This window comes from Oceanospirillum sanctuarii (assembly GCF_002150805.1).
Taxonomy (GTDB): Bacteria; Pseudomonadota; Gammaproteobacteria; order Pseudomonadales; family Halomonadaceae; genus Oceanospirillum; species Oceanospirillum sanctuarii.
Window position 1 is genome coordinate 640,509 of the sequence record NZ_MTBA01000003.1, and the last position, 24,119, is coordinate 664,627.

At 51.4% G+C, this 24,119-nt stretch carries 21 protein-coding genes and 1 other RNA gene; 16 read left to right on the forward strand and 6 right to left on the reverse strand.

Translation table 11 applies throughout. The features are described from left to right. Positions 1-27: 27 nt before the first annotated feature. On the reverse strand, positions 28-453 hold the full coding sequence (locus BV405_RS06685; protein ID WP_086480070.1) for a chemotaxis protein CheW: 426 nt from the start codon (positions 451-453) through the stop codon (positions 28-30). Between the two features lie 297 nt (positions 454-750). On the opposite strand from BV405_RS06685, the gene BV405_RS06690 reads away from it, so the two are divergent. From BV405_RS06690 to BV405_RS06705, 5 genes are all read left to right on the forward strand, one after another. Beyond that, a complete protein-coding gene (locus BV405_RS06690; protein WP_086480071.1) occupies positions 751-2,190 on the forward strand; it encodes an aspartate kinase in 1,440 nt (479 codons plus the stop codon). A 319-nt stretch (positions 2,191-2,509) separates the two neighbouring features. Then, on the forward strand, positions 2,510-2,635 hold the full coding sequence (locus BV405_RS17975) for a hypothetical protein (protein ID WP_281251643.1): 126 nt from the start codon (positions 2,510-2,512) through the stop codon (positions 2,633-2,635). A gap of 348 nt (positions 2,636-2,983) precedes the next feature. After that, complete coding sequence (locus tag BV405_RS06695; RefSeq protein WP_086480072.1) at positions 2,984-5,557, forward strand: sensor histidine kinase; 2,574 nt, start codon at positions 2,984-2,986, stop codon at positions 5,555-5,557. Between the two features lie 91 nt (positions 5,558-5,648). After that, a complete protein-coding gene (locus BV405_RS06700; RefSeq protein WP_086480073.1) occupies positions 5,649-5,966 on the forward strand; it encodes a DUF6482 family protein in 318 nt (105 codons plus the stop codon). Positions 5,967-6,065: 99 nt separating this feature from the next. Continuing rightward, a complete protein-coding gene (locus tag BV405_RS06705) occupies positions 6,066-6,983 on the forward strand; it encodes a 2-dehydropantoate 2-reductase (protein WP_086480074.1) in 918 nt (305 codons plus the stop codon). 39 nt (positions 6,984-7,022) lie between these two features. Here BV405_RS06705 and BV405_RS06710 read toward each other — a convergent pair whose 3' ends face one another. From BV405_RS06710 to smpB, 3 genes are all read right to left on the reverse strand, one after another. After that, complete coding sequence (locus tag BV405_RS06710) at positions 7,023-8,003, reverse strand: hypothetical protein (protein WP_086480075.1); 981 nt, start codon at positions 8,001-8,003, stop codon at positions 7,023-7,025. Positions 8,004-8,119: 116 nt separating this feature from the next. Continuing rightward, positions 8,120-8,477, reverse strand: a transfer-messenger RNA (tmRNA) gene (gene ssrA / locus BV405_RS06715). A gap of 63 nt (positions 8,478-8,540) precedes the next feature. Next, a complete protein-coding gene (gene smpB / locus BV405_RS06720; RefSeq protein WP_086480167.1) occupies positions 8,541-9,023 on the reverse strand; it encodes an SsrA-binding protein SmpB in 483 nt (160 codons plus the stop codon). A 191-nt stretch (positions 9,024-9,214) separates the two neighbouring features. Between smpB and BV405_RS06725 the strand changes: the two genes are divergently transcribed. Together BV405_RS06725 and BV405_RS06730 are read left to right on the forward strand one after the other, a co-directional pair. After that, entirely contained in the window at positions 9,215-9,649 is a 435-nt protein-coding gene (locus tag BV405_RS06725; protein WP_086480076.1) for a type II toxin-antitoxin system RatA family toxin, read from the forward strand. Then, the gene (locus BV405_RS06730) at positions 9,639-9,950 is read left to right on the forward strand and encodes an RnfH family protein (RefSeq protein WP_245832258.1); all 312 of its coding nucleotides are present in this window, start codon (positions 9,639-9,641) and stop codon (positions 9,948-9,950) included. Before BV405_RS06725 ends, BV405_RS06730 begins: the two co-directional genes overlap by 11 nt. 135 nt (positions 9,951-10,085) lie before the next feature. Here BV405_RS06730 and BV405_RS17635 read toward each other — a convergent pair whose 3' ends face one another. Then, the gene (locus tag BV405_RS17635) at positions 10,086-10,298 is read right to left on the reverse strand and encodes an outer membrane protein assembly factor BamE (protein ID WP_176330071.1); all 213 of its coding nucleotides are present in this window, start codon (positions 10,296-10,298) and stop codon (positions 10,086-10,088) included. 184 nt (positions 10,299-10,482) lie between these two features. On the opposite strand from BV405_RS17635, the gene fur reads away from it, so the two are divergent. Next, complete coding sequence (gene fur / locus BV405_RS06740; protein WP_086480078.1) at positions 10,483-10,893, forward strand: ferric iron uptake transcriptional regulator; 411 nt, start codon at positions 10,483-10,485, stop codon at positions 10,891-10,893. Positions 10,894-11,056: 163 nt separating this feature from the next. Here the strand turns inward: fur and recN are convergent, their stop codons facing one another. Next, positions 11,057-12,742, reverse strand: coding sequence for a DNA repair protein RecN (gene recN, locus BV405_RS06745; RefSeq protein ID WP_086480079.1), 1,686 nt, complete (start codon positions 12,740-12,742; stop codon positions 11,057-11,059). Between the two features lie 361 nt (positions 12,743-13,103). On the opposite strand from recN, the gene grpE reads away from it, so the two are divergent. The 8 genes from grpE (at position 13,104) to greA (ending at position 24,038) form a co-directional block, all read left to right on the forward strand. Beyond that, on the forward strand, positions 13,104-13,697 hold the full coding sequence (gene grpE, locus BV405_RS06750) for a nucleotide exchange factor GrpE (RefSeq protein ID WP_086480080.1): 594 nt from the start codon (positions 13,104-13,106) through the stop codon (positions 13,695-13,697). 153 nt (positions 13,698-13,850) lie between these two features. Continuing rightward, on the forward strand, positions 13,851-15,779 hold the full coding sequence (gene dnaK / locus BV405_RS06755; RefSeq protein WP_086480081.1) for a molecular chaperone DnaK: 1,929 nt from the start codon (positions 13,851-13,853) through the stop codon (positions 15,777-15,779). Between the two features lie 106 nt (positions 15,780-15,885). Next, positions 15,886-17,031 carry a molecular chaperone DnaJ gene (gene dnaJ / locus BV405_RS06760; RefSeq protein ID WP_086480082.1) on the forward strand — a complete coding sequence of 382 codons (1,146 nt, stop codon included), beginning with the start codon at positions 15,886-15,888 and terminating at the stop codon, positions 17,029-17,031. Between the two features lie 136 nt (positions 17,032-17,167). Next, positions 17,168-17,971, forward strand: coding sequence for a serine O-acetyltransferase (cysE, locus tag BV405_RS06765; protein WP_086480083.1), 804 nt, complete (start codon positions 17,168-17,170; stop codon positions 17,969-17,971). A gap of 60 nt (positions 17,972-18,031) precedes the next feature. Beyond that, positions 18,032-18,835: a 4-hydroxy-tetrahydrodipicolinate reductase gene (gene dapB, locus BV405_RS06770; protein ID WP_217895583.1), complete on the forward strand. Its 804-nt coding sequence runs from the start codon at positions 18,032-18,034 to the stop codon at positions 18,833-18,835. A gap of 275 nt (positions 18,836-19,110) precedes the next feature. After that, positions 19,111-20,256, forward strand: a complete 1,146-nt coding sequence (carA, locus tag BV405_RS06775) for a glutamine-hydrolyzing carbamoyl-phosphate synthase small subunit (RefSeq protein WP_086480084.1) — start codon at positions 19,111-19,113, stop codon at positions 20,254-20,256. A gap of 78 nt (positions 20,257-20,334) precedes the next feature. Next, positions 20,335-23,559, forward strand: a complete 3,225-nt coding sequence (carB, locus tag BV405_RS06780) for a carbamoyl-phosphate synthase large subunit (RefSeq protein ID WP_086480085.1) — start codon at positions 20,335-20,337, stop codon at positions 23,557-23,559. Further along, entirely contained in the window at positions 23,556-24,038 is a 483-nt protein-coding gene (gene greA / locus BV405_RS06785; RefSeq protein WP_086480086.1) for a transcription elongation factor GreA, read from the forward strand. The genes carB and greA overlap by 4 nt, the downstream gene beginning before the upstream one ends. The last annotated feature ends 81 nt before the right edge of the window (positions 24,039-24,119 follow it).

The window sequence follows — 24,119 nt, forward strand, 5'->3', positions numbered from 1 at the left end:
TGCTTTTCTGAATTTTTTAAAGGCAGATCACATCTGCCTTGCGACACCTTCGCAATGGGGCAGAAAGTTTGCCACGATAAACAGTTCACCTTCACGGTGTATCGTGCCCTGAATCACACCCTTGCTATCCAGATTGGGCGGAGGGTCGATATTCGCCTGCTCAAACCCCACAATCGCTTCCACGTTGTCCACCACGATACCGCACAGGCCATCATCGGTTTCGATTGAGATGATGCGACTGTCCTCGGTCTGCGGGTCGTCCGGCAGATCCATTAGTTTGCGGGCTGAGATAACTGTCAGTACCTCGCCGCGAATATTCAGAATGCCATCCACATCGCTTGGTGCACCGGGCACGGGCGAGGGTTCCTGATAGCGCAGTACTTCCTTGATACTCGCTACGGGGTGGGCGTATTTCTCGCCCGCCAGTGAAAAGCTGACCCATTGATCATTCATTGATTTAAGTCTCACAGCAGTAGAACAGGATAAATATAGTTAGTGAACTATATAATCTAGCGGCATCAAATGAAAGTTAAAGCCAGCATGTGTGTCATTATGTTGCGGTATTTTGCGATTATTACCGAGATATTGCAGTGGATGCCTGCTCTCCAATGGTCGTGTTTAACAAATGAAATGTTTAGAGATATAATCTTTTGCGATTCGGGCAGACTCATGTCTGCAAAACTGAAAACACATTAAGGAGGCAGCTGCTTTTGTTACGGCCTTAACCGGTCAGAAAGCTGAACCTAAACAATGAAAAGCCATACGGTAGAGAAGATCGGCGGCACGTCGATGAGTGATTACGCCGCAGTACGAGATAACATCATTTTTCACAAGCAAGCCGCACGGGAAGGCTATCAGCGAATTTTTGTGGTATCTGCGTACGGTGGTGTGACCGACCTCCTGCTGGAGCATAAAAAATCAGACAAAGCAGGGGTTTACGCCTCATTTGCCGGTGCCGAGGATGGCAGCGTCTGGCGGGATAAAATGGCTCGTCTGCGCGCCAAGCTGGTATCGATTAACTATGAGTTGTTTGGTGAAACACCGCTCTGTCAGATGGCGGATCGCTTTATTGGTGATCGTCTGGACGAAGCCGAGCAGACCCTGAATGATCTGGAAAGCGTCTGTCAGCACGGTCACTTTGATCTGAGTGATCACCTGATGACAGTACGTGAGATGATGGCAAGCCTCGGTGAAGCCCACAGCGCCTGGAACATGGCGCAGCTGCTGAAGCGTGACGGTATTAATGCGGTGTTTGTTGATCTCACCGGCTGGAACGCTGAGAAGCACCTGTCGCTGGATGAGCGCATCGAGTCCGCCTTTAAGGATATCGATCTGGCGAACTGCCTGCCGATTGCCACCGGTTATGCCCACTGCACCGAGGGACTGATGCAGACCTTTGATCGCGGTTACAGCGAGATGGTGTTCAGCCGTGTTGCCGTGCTGACTGAAGCCCGTGAAGCCATTATTCACAAAGAGTATCACCTGAGTAGCGCTGATCCGCGTCTTGTAGGTGTGGATAACGCAGTTCCGATCGGCCGTACCAACTACGATGTGGCTGATCAGCTGGCGAATCTGGGTATGGAAGCGATTCACCCGAAAGCGGCGAAAGGTCTGCGTCAGCAACGTCTTCCTCTGCGCGTGATGAACACCTTTGAGCCAGACCATGCGGGTACTCTGATCACGGCAGAATACGTGAGTGAGAAGCCGTGCGTTGAGATCATTGCCGGTCGTCAGAATGTATATGCACTGGAGTTCTTCGATCAGGATATGATGGGCAGTATGAGTCGTTACGGCCGTGAGCTGCTGGCGATTATTGAGCGCTTTAAAGTGCCGCTGATCACCAAGGACAACAATGCGAATACGCTGACGCACTATATGGCGGCCAATCTGAAAACCATTAAACGTCTGCAGAAGGCGATTCAGGAACAGTTCCCGGGTTGTGAAATGAGCCTGAAGAAGGTGGCGATTGTTTCTGCTATCGGTAGTGATATGCAGGTGCCGGGTATTCTCGCGCAAACCGTTAATGCTCTGGCCGAAGCTAAGATCAGTGTGCTGGCGCTACAGCAGTCAATGCGTCAGGTTGATATTCAGTTTATCGTCTCTGATGAGGACTATGATCTTGCGGTTCAGAGTCTGCACCGCAGCCTGATTGAAGTGCACAACCATGGCGAAGCGATCTGCGCAGCTTAATTGCTGATCCGTGATTCGTCAGAATAAAACCGGCCCTAGGGTCGGTTTTTTTATGTCTGCAAAGAGTCGTGATTGTTGTCGTGATTTGATGCCTGTCATGATTTGACTGCCTGTCATATCTGACTGACGAATCTGTCTTTCAGGAGATGTTGGCGTTGGCTTTGTGAGCTGGTTTCGTTTGGCTGTGTGACCAATAAATCCATAAAATTCAGCAGGTTAAAGGCTGAAAAATAGAAGGTTATTCACCTTGGCACCCCGGTTGCAGTATTCAGACTGAAAGCGTTAAGCGCTGATTCTTATTGCAACAGGAGTGACCACAATGGCACATGCAGAATCTCATGATTATGAAACTATTGGTGTTGGTGCAACCCTGCTGATGGCAGCGGCGGGACTTGTGATTGGTATCCTTCCGGTGCTGACCCAGATCTGGGTGCTGGTGAACTAAGGCCTTGGTTCAGCCACCTCATGGGGTCAGCCACCTCATGGATTGAGCGCTTCCATAGTCTGCGCTCTTATTTGCAGGGTCAGATTGTTTGTTGATCTGGCCGAAAAATACCCCGTGCCTTTGCCCCACGGGGTATTTTTTTGTCTGTTTTGCGGATATCCGGCAGCTTTCGGTTCAGGTCTTATACTGAACACCAGTGAGTAAACCTCGGTATCGACAGGGTCATAAGCAGGCCTTAGCGGCTAACAGAGTGCGACCAATAGACAGCAAAAAGTTGATCTGGAAGCAGGGCAAAGATGACATTCTGAGGTAACATTACAAAAAATAACATTTCTGGGAGCAGAGCGGATGGCTGATGCCTCTGTAAGGCTTGGGATACGAGCGAAGCTGGTCGCTCTGTTTCTGCTGATCAAAGTAATTCCTCTGATATTGCTGGCGCTTTTGGCATGGCATGGGGTGGTTTATCTGGGCGAGCGCCTGAATGATGAAACCCACCTGCTAAGTGACGAGGTGCGTTATACCGTTGAGGATATGGGCAATACCTTCAGCGAAGGTGCCGAAAAAGCCCTGAACAACCGTGCCCGTGAAGAGCTGGAACGTCTGACCACGGATACCGCCCGGGATGTGGCTAACTTCCTCTATCAGCGGGATGAAGATCTGAATCTGGTGGCTAGCCTGCCTATGGATGAAGCCAACCTGCGCCGCTTCGTGATGAACCGCAAAGGCCGGGTCACCGCCACCGGAGACTGGCAGTTGGCAGAAGATGGCAGTCAGTGGCTACCGGTTAATCCGCTGCAACCAGCAAGCGCTGATGTTCAGTCCTCCAACGCTGAGAACAAGCAGGACTTTCACTACCGTCCGCCGGAAGTGGTTCTGCCCAGCCATCTGATCCCTCTTTATCACGAAGTTACCTTTATCGGTCTGGATGGTCGCGAGCGCATCAAGGTGCAAACCTCCGATCTGCTTTCCAAAGAGCTGAAAGACGTTTCCAGACCGGAAAACACCTACGCCAAAGCCGAGCATTATTTTGCTGAGCTGAAAAAGCTCAAGCCCGGTGAGATCTATGTTTCCGATGTGATTGGCCCTTATGTGCCGTCACGGATTCTTGGACCAGCAACTCCTAAAGCAGCCGAGAAGCGCAAGATTCCTTTTCAGCCTGAGCAGGAAGCCTACGCCGGCCGGGAAAACCCTGTGGGTCAGAAATTCCGTGGCATCATCCGCTGGGCAACCCCTGTTGTGCGTAACGGCAAAAAGATCGGCTATATCACGCTGGCGCTGAATCACGACCATATTCTCTCCTTTACCGATAATCTGAAGCCCACTAACCAGCGCTACGACGTGATCGCGGATGCCAGTAGCGGCAACTACGCCTTTATGTGGGATTACAAAGACCGCAATATCGCCCACCCACGCCATCACTCCATTGTCGGTTTTGATCCGCAAACCGGTGAGCGTGCTGTGCCCTGGCTGGAAGCATCTCTCTATCAGGGCTGGCAGCAGAGCGGACAGCCGCTGCGGGATTATCTGAGTAATATCGAAGATTTTGATCAGCAGACCCGCAGTAAGAAACCGGCTATTGAGCTGATCAAACAGGGACAGCTGGGACTGGAGTGCCGTTATCTGAACTTTGCTCCTCAGTGTAAAGGCTGGAACGATCTGACCCGTCAGGGTGGCTCGGGCTCTTTCCTGATCTACTGGACCGGCGTCTGGAAGCTGACCACAGCCGCGACCATTCCTTATTTCACAGGCCGTTATGGCGACTCACCAAGGGGCTTTGGTTTTGTCACCATCGGGGCCAATATCGATGACTTCCAGCTGCCAGCGAAGGAAACCGCTGCCCGTATGGATGCCAAGCTGGAAGAGTTCACCGGTATTCTTGCGGAGCGTCAGACAGAGCTAAGTCAGCTGATCAACAAGATCATGGCGGATGTGGCGATGGAGCTGACGGTGTCCACCGCGCTGATGGTGATTGTGGTGGTGATCATCGCCGTCTGGATGGCCTCCATGATTACCGGTCTGGTGCGTTACTTCACCTCCGGCCTGCAAAAGATGGAGCAGGGGGATTACAGCTATCGCTTTGAAGCCAAGCGCAAGGATGAGTTGGGTCAGCTGAGTCATGCCCTTAATGGCATGGCGGATAGTGTTGAAGCCTCTTTCAGTATCTCGGATAAAGCCCGTCAGGATGCAGAAAAAGCCAGTCAGATGAAGAGTGACTTCCTTGCCCGTATGTCTCACGAACTGCGGACACCGCTGAACGGTATTATGGGCTTTGCTGAGATTCTGCAGCTGGATGAGAAAGACGAAGAGACCCGTGAATACGCCGATATTATCCATCAGAGTGGTAAACATCTGCTGCGGCTGGTGGACGATATTCTCGATCTGGCCAAGATGGATGCCGGCCAGCTGATGCTGACCCCCCATGAGATCAAACTGGAAAGCTGGCTCAACAGCTTTGTTTCCAGTCACCGCAGCAGCGCCTCAAAGAAAGGCCTGACTCTGCAGCTGAATACCAGTGCCGTCACACCGGATTCCGGTCTTTATATCGATGATACCCGCCTGAGACAGGTGCTGAACAATCTGGTGGAAAACGCCATTAAGTTCACCCCGCAGGGTAATGTTGAGCTTGCCGTCAGCGAGACCGATAAAGAGGTGGTGTTTGATGTCATCGACGAGGGTGAAGGTATTCCGGAGCAGGCCCATGAGCGTGTGTTCGAAGCCTTCCGACAGGCCACCGAGTTTGTGAATCGCTGTCATGGCGGCACAGGGCTGGGGCTGAGCATCGTCCGTGAGTTGTGCCATGTGATGGGCGGCGAAGTTGAACTGGTGCGCTCCGCTGAGGGCGAAGGCAGCCACTTCCGCGTGACCCTGCCCAAGGTAGAGATCCCGGAGGATGAGATGGCATCCTTCGATAGCGGTATTTGATCAACTGCGATTGATTCCTGCACCGGATAGGAAAGCCGCTCGTACAAGGCAAACCAGCCCTGACGAGCGGCTCAACCGAACCGGAGGCAATATGACCATCAGCCTTAAAACCCTGCAACAGCAGCCTGAGATTGAGAAAGTTATTATTCACTCACTGGACTGCGCGCTTTATCAGGTTTCTGTGCTTATCGAAGGACAGGAGCTGTATCTCACCGATGAGCAGGGCAAGCTCCTGCGAAGCCATAATAAACTCAGCCTGCAGGCTCTGTTTGAAGGTCTGCCGTATCGCAAGATGGTGCTGCGTCAGCAAAGCGCCTACGACGAGATGGTCGGCCAGCCCCTAAGAGAAGCAGATAACTTTCTGGAAGTGCCCATCGGTAATGGCGCTATGGGCGTGATGGATCGGTAGCCTTCTTGTTTGGTTAACCTCAATGCTGCATCTGCCTGCACAGCGGATTACACTGTGGCCTGATTTTTTCAGCGGACAACAGCAGGCAGGAGCAACACAGTGAAGATTCTGATCGTAGGCGCAGGTGCAGTCGGTGTTTTGTTTGGCAGTCAGCTGCAGCAACAGGGTGTGGATATCTCATATTTGGTGCGCCCGAAACGTGCTGATGAACTCAAGCAGCAACCGCTGGAGCTTTGTCTGCCGGAATCTACCATCAGTCTTTCCCCTGTCTGCCTGACCCAACCGGAACTGACATCATCCCCGGCTTTTGATCTGATTATCCTGACCAATAAAGCCTACGGCCTGCCACAGGTGATTGAGGATATTGCCCCCGCTGTTACTGAAAACACCCTTCTGCTGCCGCTGCTGAACGGCCTTAAGCATCTGGATCTGTTAGATAACGCCTTCGGCGCGGAACGGATTTTGGGTGGTATCGCTAAGACTGTCGCAACTCTGAGCACACCCTGGCAGGTGAAGGTCGCCAATGCTCATAACAGCATTACCGTGGGTGCCCGTGAAGCGGGTCAGGAAGCCCGTGTGGCTGAGATTACCGAACTGTTCCACAATGCGGGGCTTATGGTGGAGTCCGGTGATGCGGTTATCGCGCAGATGTGGGATAAGTTCTGTCGTATGGCTGGCTTAGGGGCTGCCAACTGCCTGCTGCAGGGGAATGTTGGGGAGTATATGAAGAGTGATCGCGGTGGTGAAATTGCCCTGCAGCTGTTTGATGAGTGCTGTCAGGTAGCAGCCGCCTCCGGCTACCCGTTGGCTGAGGATTCCGTTAAAGGCTTCCGGCGTATCCTCACCAACCCGAAATCCAGCTTTAACTCCTCCATGTACCGCGACATGCGTAACGGCCTGCCTATCGAGGGTGATCACCTCGTCGGTGATATGGTCACCCGAGGCAAGTCCCTCAGAGTCGCCACCCCGATGCTCGAAATCGCTGAGACCGTACTGCAGGTTTATAGCCGGAAGTAGTCTTTCCTGTATGGTTTGCTGCCAAATAGGAGCCTAGCATCATATGTTTATATTAAATCTAATGTCTTTTTTGGGCTTAAGCATGTGATATTGATGGTCTAGTAAGACTATGTCATCGCTAAAAAATGTTAGGTCTTTATTCCTCGCGAAGTAAAGCGCGAGCTCTTTTTTATCGCGTTCCTTAACTTCAAAGAAATCTAGTATTTCTGATATTTTGGATTTGCAAGAGCTGCTGTTGCCAAACCAGGTTGTTACATTTCTTCCCTGTAAGTTAAATGCATCTTCATAGCTGACGGTAATTAGTTTTGCTATGGCTACAGCCAATTCTATTTTTTTGAGCGCTTCTGTTTTCTCGTTTTCAAGATCACTATTCTTTGTTGGTTGTAGTTTTTCGAAAAGTTCAAAGGCTCTAATAGAAGATTTGCAGATCTTTGAGAAAGTGATGCCTACAAAGTGCTGAGTATCGTTGTCTCGCTCTGTAATCTTTTGGTTGGGGGAAGTTAGTTTGTAAGAACGATTGGTCGCTATTGTTATTGCCATGCTAGCCGTGGTTGCTATGGTCGATAGATCCGTTTTGCTATCAATGGGTTGGTTGAGAGGCAGAAATGAAGCTTTAAATTGCAGGACTCTAATATCAGTATATATTGAGTCAAGGTTGAGTTTTATGCTCTTCAAAACTTCTATTTGACGCTTTTCTTCTATTTGAGAAAGCTCTTTTTGCTTATCCCAATGCATGGATAATGCTGCTAAAAGAATACCAAAGGGCGTTAGTACGCCTCCAAAGTAGCTTCCAAATTCAGCCAGTTTATGGGAATCAGTGCTAAAACCATTGTTCCATAGATAGATAAGAATAATCGCAATAACTAACGAAATGCCAAGACCTATATATATGTAATTAGGGTGTTTCGAATTTTTAAGTGCTTTCCAGGCTAGCCAAATAATGTGGGCTGGCGAGCAGAACAGTACCGTAAGAATAAAGGCAAAGAATACGAAAGAGCCTATAGCTTCCCAGATGCTCAAAATCTAACTCCCTGATAAGTCATCAAATCCAATCTGAAGCGTTAGCATACGCCCAGTAATCCCTTTCGTACAAAAACAAAAAAAGCCCAGCTGTTTTCAGCTGGGCTTTTGATGTTTGGTGGAGGTGGGGGGAGTTGAACCCCCGTCCGTCAGTCCTCTGCCATCGGCTCTACATGCTTAGTTTCGTCTTTTAGTTTAACGCTTGGCACTCCAACGAACAGGATTACCTAGCGCGAGTCTCGAAAAGTTTTAGAAGCGCGGTCTGAGACGGACGTTGCTTCGAGCCTGTTTCGCGGGCTCGTACCTCGTCTAGAAGTTACAGGCAACTTCCGTCTGAGGGAGCTGCATTAAGCAGCTAGAGCGTAGTTTTCGTCGTTTGCGACTATTAAATTGTAACGCTGGATTTACGAGATACGTTACCCTCTCGACATGCACCTCAGGGTTTGAAACCGGCGTCGAAGCCATATCACCCCCAAAGAAGTCGGGCATTCTAACAGAATAGCCCCGGTTTTGCCTAATAATCAGCGGGTTGCTGACTTAGCCAGCGTGCTCGCGAACGATACGCTGTTTCTGACGACCCCAGTCACGGTCTTTCTCCGTGGCTCGTTTGTCGTGCAGTTTCTTACCGGTTACCAGTGCGATCTCGCATTTCACCTTGTTGTTCTTCCAGTACAGCGCCAGAGGAACACAGGTGTGACCCTTCTGCTGAATGGCAGCAAAGATTTTTGCGATCTCTTTCTTATGCAGTAAGAGTTTGCGATTACGGGTTGGTTCCGCAAGTACGTGGGTAGAAGCGCTGATCAATGGGGTGATATGTGCACCCATCAGCCAGACTTCACCTTTGTGCATGATAACGTAGCCCTCAGTGATCTGGACTTTACCTGCACGCAGACTCTTTACTTCCCAACCAGCCAGAGACACGCCAGCCTCGAACTTTTCATTAACATGAAATTCGTGACGTGCGCGCTTATTCAGAGCGATAGTTGGACTGGTAGATTTTGCTTTCTGTTTCTTAGCCATAGCGCGCATTATAAATCCAAGTTAGGCAAAGGGCTATCGGGCGAAACCGTTAAAAATCAAAATCATGCTACAATTCTGCCTTCAAGTGGACAGCGGCATCGGCGGCTGCCCGGTTTTGCTACAAATTTGGCCCCTGTGCTGTCGGAAAACTATCCGGCAGGGTCAAGATGAAGAGAGCGAGAGCGTCATAAATGACAACGGTGACCCGAAGCGCGCTGGTTATGCACTCTGCCCGTGAGATGTATGACCTGGTAAATGACTGTGAGTCTTATCCGCAATTTTTGCCCTGGTGCAGCAACGCGACCATGATCGAATCTTCCGAGACGCACATGGTGGGTAAGCTGGAGATCTCCAAGGCGGGAATCAATCACAGCTTTACTACACGCAATACGCTGGAAGCACCCCATCATATTCATCTGCAGTTGGTGGATGGCCCTTTCAAGAAGCTGGAAGGTGACTGGCGTTTTGATGCGCTGTCGGAGGAAGCCTGCAAGGTAACTCTGACCATGGAGTTTGAGTTTGCCGGTAAGTTACTGAGCATGGCGCTGGGCGGTGTCTTTAATCAGGCTGCCAATACAATGGTTGAAGCTTTCTGTAAGCGGGCGGATGAGGTTTATGGCCGATAATATGGATACGAAGCAGATTCGGGTTGAGGTGGTTTACGCCCTGCCAAAAGAACAAAGAGTGGTTGAGCTGTTTGTACCGGAAGGTACGACGGTAATGCAGGCGGCTGAGAAATCAGGTCTGGATAAGCACTATCCGGAGATCGATCTGGCAACAGCCTCTTTGGGCGTGTTCAGCAAGCTGGTGAAGAAACCGGCGGAACAGGCGCTGCGGGAAAATGATCGTGTTGAGATCTACCGTGCTCTGATCGCTGACCCGAAAAAGGTGCGTGCGAACCGCGCGGCGAAACAGAAAAAAGACTAATGCTTGTCTGATACGCTTGCCGGATTGGATGCTTTTACCTGATAACGGCAAGCTGGGGTTACAGACAAAACATAAGACAAAAAAATGCCCGCTAGGAGAGATCCTGGCGGGCATTTTGTTATTCGGGGCAAACCCTTATGGGGTTTTGGTGATTTCCGTGAGACGGTCGTTTTCAAATCTCAGGGAAACGCGCTGCTGGGTCACTTCATCCCGAGGGGATTTTGACCAGTAGATATAATCCCAGCGGTTCTGATCCAGACTGGACGGGGTTAGTGGATTACCCATCACGTAGATCACCTGTTCCCGGGTTAGTCCGGGTTGAAGTTGATTGATCATCTCATCGGTCATTACATGACCCTGCTGTAGCTCCCTTTTATAGACGCCGGGGAAAATACAGCCGGAAAGTGTGACTATCGACGAAAAGATGACTAAAATGATCAGTCTTTGCATATGAGAATATCTTTCACCTTGTTGTGCAAGTCTGGGATAATACCGGAAATTAGCACCGACTGCGAAGCGAGACCGGAAAAACATGGCAGATGAAAATCAGGAACTGAAAAAAGCAGGTCTGAAAGTAACCTTACCGCGTATTAAGATTCTTCAGCTGCTGGAAAGTGCCGAAGCACACCACATGAGCGCGGAAGATGTTTATAAGGCGCTGCTGGAAGCAGGCGAGGATGTTGGCCTGGCTACCGTGTATCGTGTACTGACTCAGTTTGAGTCCGCAGGTCTGGTGGTGCGTCACAACTTTGATGGCGGCCATGCGGTATTTGAGCTGGCGAAGGATGAGCACCATGATCACATCGTTTGTGTGGACAGTGGTGAAGTGATCGAATTCTTTGATCCTGAGATTGAACGTCGTCAGCACGAGATCGTAGCCGAGCACGGTTATGAGCTGGTGGATCACTCTCTGGTTCTGTACGTACGTAAGAAAGAAGGTTAATCCCTGCTTTCAGTTGGTTTCACTATATAAGTACTTGCCGCAAAAGCAGCCGTAAGAAAGCGCTTATAAAATGAAGCCTCGGTAACGAAAAAAGCCTGCGCTATGAGATTTTCAGCGCAGGCTTTTTTGTGTCTGTAGCTTTCGATAACGGCAGGCGGAGAAATCAGGCTTCCGCTTTCTGGCGGCTGATTTCCAGCATCTCGGCAGCATGGGCCAGGGTTTGTTCGGTCAGATCAACACCACCCAGCATGCGGGCGAGTTCGGTAGTTCTGTCCTGATCCGCCAGCCAGTTCATCTGGGACTTGGTGTTGTCCTTGGTGCTGTGTTTGCTGATATGCAGATGCTGATCCCCCTGCGCAGCCACCTGGGGCAGGTGGGTCACGGAGAGAATCTGGCCCTTCTTCGCCAGATTGTGCAGTAGTTTACCGACGATCTCAGCGGTGCCGCCACTGATACCCACATCCACTTCATCAAATACCAGTGTCGGAATGGTGGAGGTCTGGGCGGTGACCACCTGAATCGCCAGGCTGATGCGCGACAGCTCACCACCGGATGCGATTTTGATCATCGGCTTGGCCGGTTGCCCGGGGTTGGTGCTGATAAGGAATTCCACATCATCGGTGCCGGTGGGCTGGAACTGCTCGGTGCTCTTAATGGAGACTTCAAAACGGGCGTTACTCATACCCAGCTGAGCCAGCTGCTCATTGATCTTTTTGTTCAGTTTCTGACCAAACTGCTGGCGCTTCTGATTCAGCTGCGCGGCATGTTCGCGGTATTGGGTGGTCAGGGTATCCAGCTGTTCCGCCAGCTGGTCGATGTTCTGCGGGCCGCTTTCGATATTGTCCAGTTCTTCACGCAGCGCAAGGCTATGACTGTACAGCTCTTCCGGTGTGATGTGGTGTTTACGTGCCAGCTGATAAACCGCAGAAAGACGATCTTCGACAAACTGCAAGCGTTCCGGATCAAGCTCGCAGTGTTCAATAAAGAAGCTTAATTCACGGGAGGCTTCTTCCACCTGAATCAGGGCGTCATTCAGCATCTGGCCGATATCAGTAAGGCGCGGGTCCTGAGAAGGTATTTGGGTCAGTCGCTGACAGGCATAGTTCAGTGCCTGACGGGCACCGCCATCATCGCCATCGCACAGGTCCAAAGTCGCCTGACCTTCGGAGATCAGGGTTTCCGCATTGGCCAGTTCCTGCTGCTCGTTTTCCAGCTCCTGCAGTTCACCTTCCTGTAAGCCCAGCTGTTCCAGTTCTTCAACCTGATAGCGTAGAAGTTCGAGGCGCGCCTGTTGCTCGCTGTCCTGAGTTTTCAGCTGTTCCAGTTGTTTGCGAACCTGTTGCCACTCTTTATAGATGACTCGCTGTTGTTCCACGTTCTTTGTCAGATGACCAAACTCATCCAGCAGTACCAGATGGGTTTCTTTACGCAAAAGAGACTGGTGTTCGTGCTGGCCGTGAATATCGATCAGGTGACTGCCCAGCTGTTTCAGTTGTTGGGCAGAACAGGGCTGGCCATTGATCCAGGCTTTAGAACGGCCATTGGCATGGATCACCCGGCGAAGTACGCATTCACACTCATGCTCATCGTCAGTCAGTTCCTGATCTTCCAGCCAGCTTTTTGCCTGAGGCAGAACCGTAATGTCGAAGTGCGCATGAATCTCAGCTTTGGCAGCGCCGTGACGCACGCTGTCCGCATCGGCACGGTCACCCAGAGCGAGCCCGAGGGCATCCAGGAGAATCGATTTACCGGCACCGGTTTCACCGGTGATCACGGTCATGCCGGGCGGAAGATCCAGTTCCAGATGTTCCACAATGGCCAGATTGGTGATCGCTAGATAAGTCAGCATCAGTGCATCCTCGCGCCGGCCCGTTCTGCCGGATATTCAGGTAATAAGGGGTTGGTTTTTCAGTGTTTGGTAAAGGCTGTTATTTACGAATAAACAGGTGTCTGAGTACAGGTAAAACGGTATCTGAAAACGAGCATGGGTATTTATACAGTATTTTTACTGTAAGGAGCAAATACAGAATGTAGCCCTGAAACAGGTATGGCGCGGCCTGAGGCTAATCGAAATGTGATAACAGCCTGATTTTTAATCAAATACACACTTTGTGAGGAATTAAGGCGAACAAAGGGTTGAAAAAAAAGTGGCTAACCCAATATAGCCAAGCAATTGGTGATAACGATCTGAAGCGAGAGATACAGACGCAATGACAACTGAAGAGCAGAAAAAGACCGCACAGGAAGAGCTGGATCAGGCTCAGCAGGCTGCCGAAGAAGCGCAGGCTGCCCAGGAGAATCTTGTTGAAGGTGATGTGGTAGAAGAAGCCGCAGAGTCTGATGCTGTTGCCAGCGAAGTTGCAGCCCTTGAGGAGCAACTGGCGCAGGCTAAAGATCAGGTATTGCGCGCTCACGCAGATGCTCAGAATGCCCGTCGCCGTGCAGAACAGGATGTTGAAAAAGCGCACAAGTTTGCGCTGGAAAAATTCACTAAAGAGTTGCTGCCGGTTATCGACAGCCTTGAGCGTGCTATCGAAGCCTTTGATCAGACTGGCGCAGATGCGGCTCTGAAAGAAGGCGTTGAGATGACCCTGAGCATGTTTGTCAGCACTCTGGGTAAATTCGATGTGGAACAGCTGAACCCACAGGGCGAACCCTTCGACCCTCAGTTCCACGAAGCGATGTCTATGGTGCCGAATCCTGAAGTGGAGCCGAACACCGTTATCGCTGTTATGCAGAAAGGTTACCTGCTGAACGGCCGTCTGGTTCGTCCGGCGATGGTGATGGTTTCCAAGGCTGCGTAAGGCCGGAAAGAAATCTGCAAAAAAAATTAAATTGCAGGCCTTGAAAGAAATTGTGAAGGCCGCATATAGCAGTTAAATGCAAAGAAAAGTGGCGTAAAGCACAGCTAAAAGCCGCTAAGTCTACAGAATTAGATTGAAAGATCGGAGAAGATTATGGGCCGCATTATCGGTATTGACCTGGGTACTACCAACTCTTGTGTTGCAGTAATGGATGGTGACAAAGCTAAGGTGATTGAGAACGCTGAAGGCGATCGCACCACCCCATCGATTATCGCGTTCACTGAAGACAACGAGACTCTGGTTGGCCAGTCTGCAAAACGTCAGGCAGTAACTAACCCGAACAACACTCTGTTCGCGGTTAAGCGTCTGATCGGTCGTCGTTTTGAAGATGATGTTGTACAGAAAGACATCAAAATGGTGCCTTACTCCATCGTTAAAGCGGACAACGGTGACGCTTGGGTTGAAGTAAAAGGCGACAAGAAAGCTCCACCACAGATCTCTGCAGAAGTTCTGAAGAAAATGAAGAAAACTGCAGAAGACTATCTGGGTGAAGAGGTAACAGAAGCAGTAATTACTGTTCCTGCGTACTTCAACGATTCTCAGCGTCAGGCAACTAAAGACGCCGGTAAGATCGCTGGTCTGGAAGTTAAGCGTATCATCAACGAGCCTACCGCTGCTGCTCTGGCATACGGTATGGACAAATCCCGTGGCGACCGCACCGTAGCGGTATATGACCTGGGTGGTGGTACTTTCGATATCTCTATCATCGAGATCGCTGAAGTAGATGGCGAGCACCAGTTTGAAGTACTGGCGACTAACGGTGACACCTTCCTGGGCGGTGAAGATTTCGACCTGGCAGTAATCAACTACCTGGCTGACGAGTTCAAGAAAGAGTCCGGTATCGATCTGCACAACGATCCTCTGGCACTGCAGCGTCTGAAAGAAGCGGGTGAGAAAGCGAAGATCGAGCTGTCCAGCAGCCAACAGACTGACGTGAACCTGCCGTACATCACTGCAGACGCGACTGGTCCTAAGCACCTGAACGTAAAACTGACCCGTGCGAAGCTGGAATCTCTGGTTGAGGATCTGGTACAGCGCTCTCTGGCGCCATGTGAAATCGCTCTGAAAGATGCTGGCCTGTCCACTTCTGAGATCGACGACGTGATCCTGGTGGGTGGTCAGACCCGTATGCCTCAGGTTCAGGCTAAAGTTGCTGAGTTCTTCGGCAAAGAGCCACGTAAAGATGTTAACCCTGACGAAGCGGTAGCGATCGGTGCGTCTATTCAGGGCGGTGTACTGGCAGGTGACGTTAAAGACGTTCTGCTGCTGGACGTAACCCCTCTGACTCTGGGTATCGAAACTATGGGCGGCGTTGCGACTCCGGTTATCGATAAGAACACCACGATTCCTACTAAGAAATCTCAGGTGTTCTCAACCGCTGACGACAACCAGACTGCGGTAACCATTCACGTGGTTCAGGGTGAGCGTAAGCAAGCGACTCAGAACAAATCTCTGGGCCGTTTCGATCTGGCTGATATCCCACCTGCGCCACGCGGTGTGCCTCAGATCGAAGTAACCTTCGACATCGACGCGAACGGTATTCTGAACGTAAGCGCGAAAGACAAGGCGACCGGTAAAGAGCAGTCTATCGTAATTAAAGCATCCTCCGGTCTGTCGGATGATGAAGTAGAACAAATGGTTCGTGACGCAGAAGCTAACGCTGAAGCGGATAAGAAGTTCGAAGAGCTGGTTCAGACCCGTAACCAGGGTGACACCATGCTGCACGCAACCAAGAAAACTCTGGAAGAAGCGGGCGACAAAGCCACTGCTGAAGAGAAAGAGAAGATCGAAGCTGCGATCAAAGATCTGGAAGAAGCCCTGAAAGGCGACGACGTAGAAGAGATCAAAGCTAAGACTAACGCTCTGACTGAAGCATCCGGCGAGCTGGCGCAGAAACTGTACGCTGAGCAGGCGGCTGAAGCTCAGGCTCAGGGTGGCGAACAGGCTCAGGAGCAGGGTTCTGCTAAAGCAGACGACGTGGTTGACGCTGAGTTCGAAGAAGTTAAAGACGACAAGAAATAAGTCGCTTTAAGCTAAGGAATGCACGAACGCGGGAGGCTCTCCCGCGTTCTTGTATCCGACACTTTTTCAGCTCCTTTCCTCTTTCATAACCTATGGTTAGCTAGCAATGTCAAAGCGTGATTACTACGAAGTTCTGGGTGTTTCCAAGAGCGATGATGAGAAAGCCATCAAGAAGGCTTACCGTCGCTTGGCGATGAAATATCACCCGGACCGTAACCCGGATGATGAAGAAGCCGCGGAAAAATTCCGTGAAGCAACCGAGGCTTACGACGTTCTGACCAGCTCAGACAAGCGTGCGGCCTATGACCAGTACGGTCATGCTGGTGTTGATGGTCAGGCCGGCTACGGCGGTGGTGGCTTCGGCGGCGGTGCCGGTGGTTTCGGTGATATTTTTGGTGATGTATTCGGCGATATCTTTGGTGGCGGCGGTGGTCGTCAGCATGATCCGAATGCGCCGCAACGCGGTTCTGATCTGAGATACCGTCTGGATCTGAATCTGGAAGAAGCGGTTCACGGTACAACAGTCAGCATTAAAGTGCCGACGCTGGTTGAGTGTGATTCCTGTGACGGTACAGGTTCTGCCGACAACTCCAAGCCTGTGACCTGTTCCACCTGCGGTGGTCACGGTCAGGTGCGTATGCAGCAGGGCTTCTTCTCGGTGCAGCAAACCTGTCCGAGCTGTCATGGTCGCGGTTCTGAGATCAAAAATCCTTGCCGTAAGTGTCATGGCGAAGGTCGTGTTCAGGAACAGAAAACCCTGTCCGTTAAGATTCCACCGGGTGTGGATACCGGTGATCGCATTCGTCTGACCGGCGAAGGTGAAGCGGGAGCGAATGGTGGTCCTGCAGGCGATCTCTATGTTCAGGTGAGTGTGCGTCAGCACAACATCTTCGAGCGTGATGGTCGTGATCTGTACTGCGAAGTGCCGGTATCTTTCGTGGATGCGGCGCTGGGTGGCGAGCTGGAAGTACCGACCCTTGATGGTCGTGTGAAGCTGAAGATTCCTGCAGAAACTCAGACCGGAAAACTCTTCCGTCTGCGTGGCAAGGGTGTGAAGCCGGTTCGTGGCGGTGCGCAGGGTGATCTGCTGTGCAGAGTGCTGGTTGAAACGCCGGTGAATCTGACCGAGCGTCAGAAAGAACTGCTGCGTGAATTCCAGGACAGCATGGAAGATACTCAGGGGCATCACTCCCCGAAGAAGAACAGCTGGTTTGATTCCGTGAAAAAGTTCTTTGAAGAGTTCAAGAACTAAGCGTTAGAATCGGCAGTTAGCAGGAAGCCATGTCTGGTCATTGGTGGAGATTTCATTGATGATGCGGGCGGCTTCCTGTTTTTATTTGTGAGCAGCACATTCATCCCTGTTATCAGGGGATTCAAAGAGGTGAGTTATGGCACCTGTTCCATTAGATACTCAGGCGCTTTGGCGTGAGATGCAGGACGAGGCCCGCTTAGAAGCGGAGCGTGAACCTTTTCTGGCAAGTTACTTCCACAGCACGATTATTGGTCATAATGATCTGGCCAGTGCACTGTCTTATCTGTTGGCGGTCAAGCTGGCGGATGATGTAATGCCTGCGGTCAGTCTGCGTGAACTGATCGAAGAAGCCTTTAACAGTGGTTGTCAGATTATGCAGGCAACCTGCCAGGATATCGTGGCGGTACGTGACCGTGACCCGGCCATCTCACAACTGTCTACTGTGTTGCTCTATCTGAAAGGTTTTCATGCCCTGCAGGCGTATCGTGTTGCGCACTGCATGTGGTGTCATGGGCGTCGCTCTATGGCTCTGTATCTGCAGAGCCGGATCAGTCAGGTATTTCAGGTGGATATTCACCCGGCGGCCAAGATTGGTCGTGGTGTGATGTTTGACCATGCCACCGGGATTGTTATCGGTGAAACCTGCGTGATTGAAAATGATGTTTCTATTCTGCAGAACGTGACCCTTGGCGGAACCGGTAAAGAGTGTGGCGATCGTCACCCGAAAATCCGTGAAGGTGTACTGATCGCTGCGGGTGCCAAGATCTTCGGCAATATCGAAATCGGTGCCGGCGCTAAAGTTGGTGGTGGCTCTGTGGTACTGGAAAACGTACCGCCACACACCACGGTTGTCGGTGTGCCTGCCAAGATTGTCGGCAGCTCAGGTTGTGAGAAGCCTGCGCTGGATATGAATCAACAGATCTCAAGCGCCGAAAGCTGAGTCTGAAGGAACCCTATAGGGCGCGTGGCGCCGTTTAAGAAAAGAATAAAGGAAAGCAAAATGATCAAAGTAGCCGTAATCGGTGCCGCTGGCCGCATGGGCAAAACCAATATCGAAGCGATCACTCTGGCTGAAGGTGTTCAGCTGGGTGCCGCTATTGTTGAGCCGGACAGCAGTCTGATCGGTGCTGATGCCGGTGAAATGGCAGGTGTTGGCAAACTGGGCGTTGCTGTTGTGGGTTCTCTGGAAGAAGCGAAAGATGACTTTGATGTCCTGATCGACTTCACGGCACCTCAGGTGACTCTGTCTAACCTGGCTTTCTGTGCGGAACACGGTAAAAAAATCGTGATCGGTACCACAGGTCTGAATGATGAAGAGAAGGCTGCTCTGGAATCTTTTGCTGACAAAGTCGCCATTATGTTCGCGCCTAACATGAGTGTGGGTGTGAATGTGACTCTGAAGCTGCTGGAGATGGCTGCCAGTGTGCTGGGTGATGATTATGATGTTGAGATCATTGAAGCACACCATCGTCACAAGGTGGATTCTCCGTCCGGTACGGCTCTGCGTATGGGTGAGGCGGTTGCCGGTGCGCTGGGTCGAGATCTGAAAGAGTGTGCGGTTTATGGTCGTGAAGGTCAGATCGGTCCCCGTACCCAGAAAGAGATCGGTTTCGAAACCATTCGTGCCGGTGATGTGGTGGGTGATCACACGGTTCTGTTCGCTACAGAAGGCGAGCGCGTGGAAATTACCCACAAAGCTTCCAGCCGTATGACCTTTGCCAAAGGCGCTGTACGTGCCTGCAGCTGGCTGGCGGATAAAGAGTCCGGCCTGTTCGACATGCAGGATGTGCTGAATCTGAAGTAAAGTTTGATTCAGCGCTAACTGGCTGAAGGCCCGATGTTTTCAGACTTTGGCTAAAATTAGCCTCAGGAAGTCGTGGACGCAGCGGGCTAAATTGCCTAGAATACTGCGGATTACTGGCCAGACTCAGGCCAAATCACACCAAATTATAAAAAAAGCGGGATGGAACTATGTTTCATCTCGCTTTTTTGCAGCTGTAGTACGGGGTTTTTCAGCAGAATTACCCTGACCAGTTCAGAGCTTATCAGATCAGAATCGCGCGACGGGAGGAGGTTGACTTGAACAGACCAGCCATATTGGCCCTTGAAGACGGCAGTGTATTTCAGGGTGTGGCCATTGGTAATGATGGCATCACCAGTGGTGAGGTGGTATTTAACACCTCAATGACCGGATATCAGGAAATCCTGACAGATCCATCCTATACCAAACAGATTGTTACCCTCACTTATCCTCATATCGGCAATACCGGCACCAACAGCGAAGACGTTGAATCCGACAGCGTTTGTGCTTCCGGTCTTATTATCCGTGACCTGCCTCTGCTGGCCAGCAGCTTCCGTAATCAGAAATCACTTGATGACTATCTGAAAGAGAACGGCATTGTTGCGATCGCGGATATCGATACCCGTCGTCTGACCCGTATTCTGCGTGAGAAAGGTTCTCTGCGTGGCGCAATTGTTGCCGGCAGTGATATCTCCGAAGCACAGGCTCTGGAAGCGGCTAACGCCTTCCCGGGTCTGAAAGGCATGGATCTGGCCAAAGAAGTGACTACCCGTCAGTCATACCGCTGGAACCAGTCAAGCTGGGAACTGGGCAAAGGCTACATCCATCGCGATGACAGTGAACTGCCATTCCACGTGGTAGCTTACGACTACGGTGTTAAGTACAACATTCTGCGTATGCTGGTTGAGCGCGGTTGCCAGCTGACAGTTGTACCTGCACAGACGCCTGCGAGCGAAGTTCTGGCTCTGAATCCGGACGGTGTGTTCCTGTCCAACGGCCCTGGTGATCCGGAGCCGTGTGATTACGCTATCGCAGCGATCAAAGAGATTCTGGAAACTGATATTCCTGTATTTGGTATCTGTCTGGGTCACCAGCTTCTGGCTCTGGCCAGCGGCGCGCAAACTGAAAAAATGAAGTTCGGTCACCACGGTGCAAACCACCCGGTGCAGAGCCTGGACGACAAAACGGTAATGATCACCAGCCAGAACCACGGTTTTGCGGTGAAAGAAGATGCACTGCCTGCGAACCTGCGTGCGACTCACAAGTCGCTGTTTGACGGTTCTCTACAGGGTATTGAGCGTACCGATAAGAAAGCGTTCAGCTTCCAGGGTCACCCTGAAGCAAGCCCTGGCCCACGCGATGTAGCGCCTCTGTTCGATCGTTTTATCGACAACATCAAGGCCTACGTGGAAAAGCGCGGTTAACAGTATCTGAAATGACCCGGTAAGCCGGGTCAGCGATGCTGAACTGATACCAACCGAATTTTTAGTGTGTGAGTGACCATGCCAAAACGTACCGACATAGAAAGTATTCTGATTCTGGGCGCAGGCCCAATCATCATTGGTCAGGCCTGTGAGTTTGACTATTCCGGCGCACAGGCTTGTAAAGCACTGCGTGAAGAGGGTTACCGTGTAATTCTGGTGAACTCTAACCCGGCAACCATTATGACTGATCCGGCGATGGCTGATGCGACCTACATCGAGCCGATCACCTGGCAGACTGTTGCTAAGATCATCGAGAAAGAGCGTCCGGATGCGGTTCTGCCGACCATGGGCGGCCAGACAGCACTGAACTGTGCTCTGGATCTGGAAAAGCACGGCGTACTGAAAGAGTTCGGTGTGGAAATGATCGGTGCTAACGCCGACACCATCGACAAAGCTGAAAACCGTGAGCGTTTTGACCAGGCGATGAAAAACATCGGTCTGGAATGTCCGCGTGCTGATATCGCGCACACCATGGAAGAAGCGTGGGAAGTACAGGCGAAACTGGGTTTCCCTTGCATCATCCGTCCTTCTTTCACCATGGGTGGTACCGGTGGCGGCATCGCGTACAACAAAGAAGAGTTTGAAGAGATCTGTACCCGTGGTCTGGACCTGTCGCCAACCAACGAGCTGCTGATCGACGAATCCCTGATCGGCTGGAAAGAGTACGAGATGGAAGTTGTTCGTGACAAAAACGACAACTGCATCATCGTTTGTGCCATCGAAAACTTCGATGCGATGGGTGTTCACACCGGTGACTCCATCACAGTTGCACCGGCTCAGACTCTGACCGACAAAGAATACCAGATCATGCGTGACGCCTCTCTGGCGGTACTGCGCGAGATCGGCGTAGAGACCGGTGGTTCCAACGTACAGTTCGGTATGGATCCTAAGACCGGCCGTATGGTTGTGATCGAGATGAACCCGCGTGTATCCCGTTCTTCTGCGCTGGCATCCAAAGCAACCGGTTTCCCGATCGCTAAGATCGCAGCCAAACTGGCGGTGGGTTACACCCTGGATGAGCTGCAGAACGATATTACCGGTGGTCGTACTCCGGCGTCTTTCGAGCCGTCTATCGACTACGTGGTTACCAAGATTCCTCGTTTCACCTTCGAGAAATTCCCGCAGGCTAACGACCGTCTGACCACTCAGATGAAGTCTGTTGGTGAGGTGATGGCGATTGGCCGTACTCTGCAGGAATCTATGCAGAAAGCTCTGCGCGGTCTGGAAGTAGGCGCGACCGGTTTCGATCCGATTCTGGATACCGCTGAAGAAGGCTACATGGATAAGCTGAAAGGCGAACTGCAGAACCCGGGTGCGGATCGTATCTGGTACATCGGTGATGCTTTCCGTCTGGGTATGAGCGTTGAAGAGCTGTACGCGATCACAGGTGTTGATCCTTGGTTCCTGGTGCAGATCGAAGACATCATCAAAGATGAGCAGCGCGTTGCGAAAATGGGCATGGCTGAGCTGACTGAAGACGTAATCTTCCGTCTGAAGCGTAAAGGCTTCTCTGATGCGCGTCTGTCTGACCTGCTGGATGTGTCCGAAAAAGAATTCCGCAAGCTGCGTCAGAAGCTGGGCGTTCGCCCTGTGTACAAACGTGTTGATACCTGTGCCGCAGAATTTGCTTCTGATACCGCCTACATGTACTCCACTTATGAAGAAGAGTGTGAGGCAGATCCGAGCGACCGTGAGAAGATCATGGTTATCGGTGGCGGCCCTAACCGTATCGGTCAGGGTATTGAGTTTGACTACTGCTGTGTACACGCAGCACTGGCCGCTCGTGAAGACGGTTACGAAACCATCATGGTGAACTGTAACCCTGAGACGGTTTCTACTGACTACGACACTTCAGATCGTCTGTTCTTCGAACCGATCACTCTGGAAGACGTGCTGGAAATCGTTGATAAAGAGAAGCCAAAAGGCGTAATCGTACAGTTCGGTGGTCAGACGCCGCTGAAACTGGCTCGTGAACTGGAAGCTGCTGGCGTGCCTATCATTGGTACTACTCCTGACGCGATCGACCGCGCAGAAGACCGTGAGCGTTTCCAGAAGATGATTGAACGTCTGGAACTGAAGCAGCCACCTAATGCGACGGCTCGTAGCCTGGATGAAGCTCTGCTGCTGGCTCAGAAGATCGGTTATCCGCTGGTTGTGCGTCCGTCCTACGTTCTGGGTGGTCGTGCGATGGAAATCGTATACAGCGATGAAGAGCTGAACCGCTACATGAACACCGCGGTTAAAGTGTCTAACGACAGCCCGGTTCTGCTGGATCACTTCCTGAATGCAGCGATCGAAATCGATATTGATGCGGTATCTGACGGTAAGCAGGTTGTTATCGGCAGCATCATGCAGCACATCGAACAGGCGGGTGTTCACTCCGGTGACTCTGCGTGTTCTCTGCCTCCATACAGCCTGCCATCTGATGTACAGGATCAGATGCGCGATCAGGTTAAGCGTATGGCGCTGGAGCTGGGTGTTGTTGGTCTGATGAACGTTCAGCTGGCGTGGCAGGACGGTGAGATCTACGTGATCGAGGTTAACCCTCGTGCATCCCGTACGGTTCCTTTCGTGTCCAAGTGTATCGGTACCTCTCTGGCTAAAGTGGCTGCGCGCTGCATGACCGGTATCTCTCTGGAGGAGCAGGGCTTCACTAAAGAGATCGTTCCGACACTGTACAACGTAAAAGAAGCGGTATTCCCGTTCAACAAATTCCAGGGTGTGGATCCGATCCTGAGTCCTGAGATGAAGTCTACCGGTGAAGTTATGGGTACCGGTGATACCTTCGCTGAAGCTTTCCTGAAAGCACAGCAGGGTGCAGGTGAGCAGATGCCTAAGAATGGCGGTCGTGCGATCCTGAGTGTTCGTGAAGCAGATAAGGTAGCGGTTGTTGACGTGGCTAAGTCTCTGCAGAAACTGGGCTTTGAGCTGCTGGCGACTCGCGGTACTGCTAAGGTTCTGGAAGAAGCGAATATCCCGGTTGAAGTGGTTAACAAGGTGAACGAAGGTCGTCCACACCTGGTTGATATGCTGAAAAACGACGAGATCTCCTACGTGGTTAACACCACTGAAGGTCGTAAGGCGATTGCGGATTCTTCCACTATCCGTCGTACAGCACTGCAGCACAAGGTGGCCTACACCACGACTCTGGCGGCTGCTAAAGCGGTATGTCTGGCTCTGGAGTATGGTGATGAGATCAACGTTCGTCGCCTGCAGGATATCCATTCAGGAGTTAACGCATGAGCGTAAACCGTTTCCCAATGACTGTCGAAGGCGAACAGCGCCTTCGTGCAGAACTTGACGATCTGAAGTCTGTCCAGCGTCCACGGGTTATTGAAGCGATTGCTGAAGCCCGTGAACATGGCGATCTGAAAGAGAATGCTGAATACCATGCTGCCCGTGAGCAGCAGGGCTTTATCGAAGGCCGTATTCAAGAGCTGGAGGGCAAACTGTCCACCGCTCAGGTGATCGATATCACTACTATTCCGAAAAGTGGCAAGGTGATCTTTGGTACCACGGTTGATCTGTACAACTTGGATACTGAAGCTGAAGTGCGCTACCAGATCGTTGGTGACGACGAAGCGGATATTAAAGCCGGAAAGATTTCGGTGAACTCACCTATCGCCCGTGCCCTGATCGGCAAGGAAGAAGGTGACGTTGTCGTGGTGGTAACACCAGGCGGCGAAGTGGAGTACGAGATTTCGGAAGTACACCACATCTAAAAAAATAAGGGGGCTTTTGCCCCCTTATTTGATTTGTACCGTAGAACTTTTATGACCGGATGCGATGATCAGGTCGGAGGT

Coding starts and splice junctions, on each gene's coding strand:
- carB (WP_086480085.1), top strand. CDS start 20,335: ATGCCAAAACGTACCGACATAGAAAGTATTCTGATTCTGGGCGCAGGC.
- cysE (WP_086480083.1), top strand. CDS start 17,168: ATGGCACCTGTTCCATTAGATACTCAGGCGCTTTGGCGTGAGATGCAG.
- recN (WP_086480079.1), bottom strand. CDS start 12,742: ATGCTGACTTATCTAGCGATCACCAATCTGGCCATTGTGGAACATCTG.
- greA (WP_086480086.1), top strand. CDS start 23,556: ATGAGCGTAAACCGTTTCCCAATGACTGTCGAAGGCGAACAGCGCCTT.
- dapB (WP_217895583.1), top strand. CDS start 18,032: ATGATCAAAGTAGCCGTAATCGGTGCCGCTGGCCGCATGGGCAAAACC.
- dnaK (WP_086480081.1), top strand. CDS start 13,851: ATGGGCCGCATTATCGGTATTGACCTGGGTACTACCAACTCTTGTGTT.
- grpE (WP_086480080.1), top strand. CDS start 13,104: ATGACAACTGAAGAGCAGAAAAAGACCGCACAGGAAGAGCTGGATCAG.
- BV405_RS06690 (WP_086480071.1), top strand. CDS start 751: ATGAAAAGCCATACGGTAGAGAAGATCGGCGGCACGTCGATGAGTGAT.
- fur (WP_086480078.1), top strand. CDS start 10,483: ATGGCAGATGAAAATCAGGAACTGAAAAAAGCAGGTCTGAAAGTAACC.
- BV405_RS17975 (WP_281251643.1), top strand. CDS start 2,510: ATGGCACATGCAGAATCTCATGATTATGAAACTATTGGTGTTGGTGCA.
- BV405_RS06700 (WP_086480073.1), top strand. CDS start 5,649: ATGACCATCAGCCTTAAAACCCTGCAACAGCAGCCTGAGATTGAGAAA.
- BV405_RS06685 (WP_086480070.1), bottom strand. CDS start 453: ATGAATGATCAATGGGTCAGCTTTTCACTGGCGGGCGAGAAATACGCC.
- smpB (WP_086480167.1), bottom strand. CDS start 9,023: ATGGCTAAGAAACAGAAAGCAAAATCTACCAGTCCAACTATCGCTCTG.
- BV405_RS17635 (WP_176330071.1), bottom strand. CDS start 10,298: ATGACCGATGAGATGATCAATCAACTTCAACCCGGACTAACCCGGGAA.
- BV405_RS06695 (WP_086480072.1), top strand. CDS start 2,984: ATGGCTGATGCCTCTGTAAGGCTTGGGATACGAGCGAAGCTGGTCGCT.
- dnaJ (WP_086480082.1), top strand. CDS start 15,886: ATGTCAAAGCGTGATTACTACGAAGTTCTGGGTGTTTCCAAGAGCGAT.
- BV405_RS06725 (WP_086480076.1), top strand. CDS start 9,215: ATGACAACGGTGACCCGAAGCGCGCTGGTTATGCACTCTGCCCGTGAG.
- BV405_RS06730 (WP_245832258.1), top strand. CDS start 9,639: ATGGCCGATAATATGGATACGAAGCAGATTCGGGTTGAGGTGGTTTAC.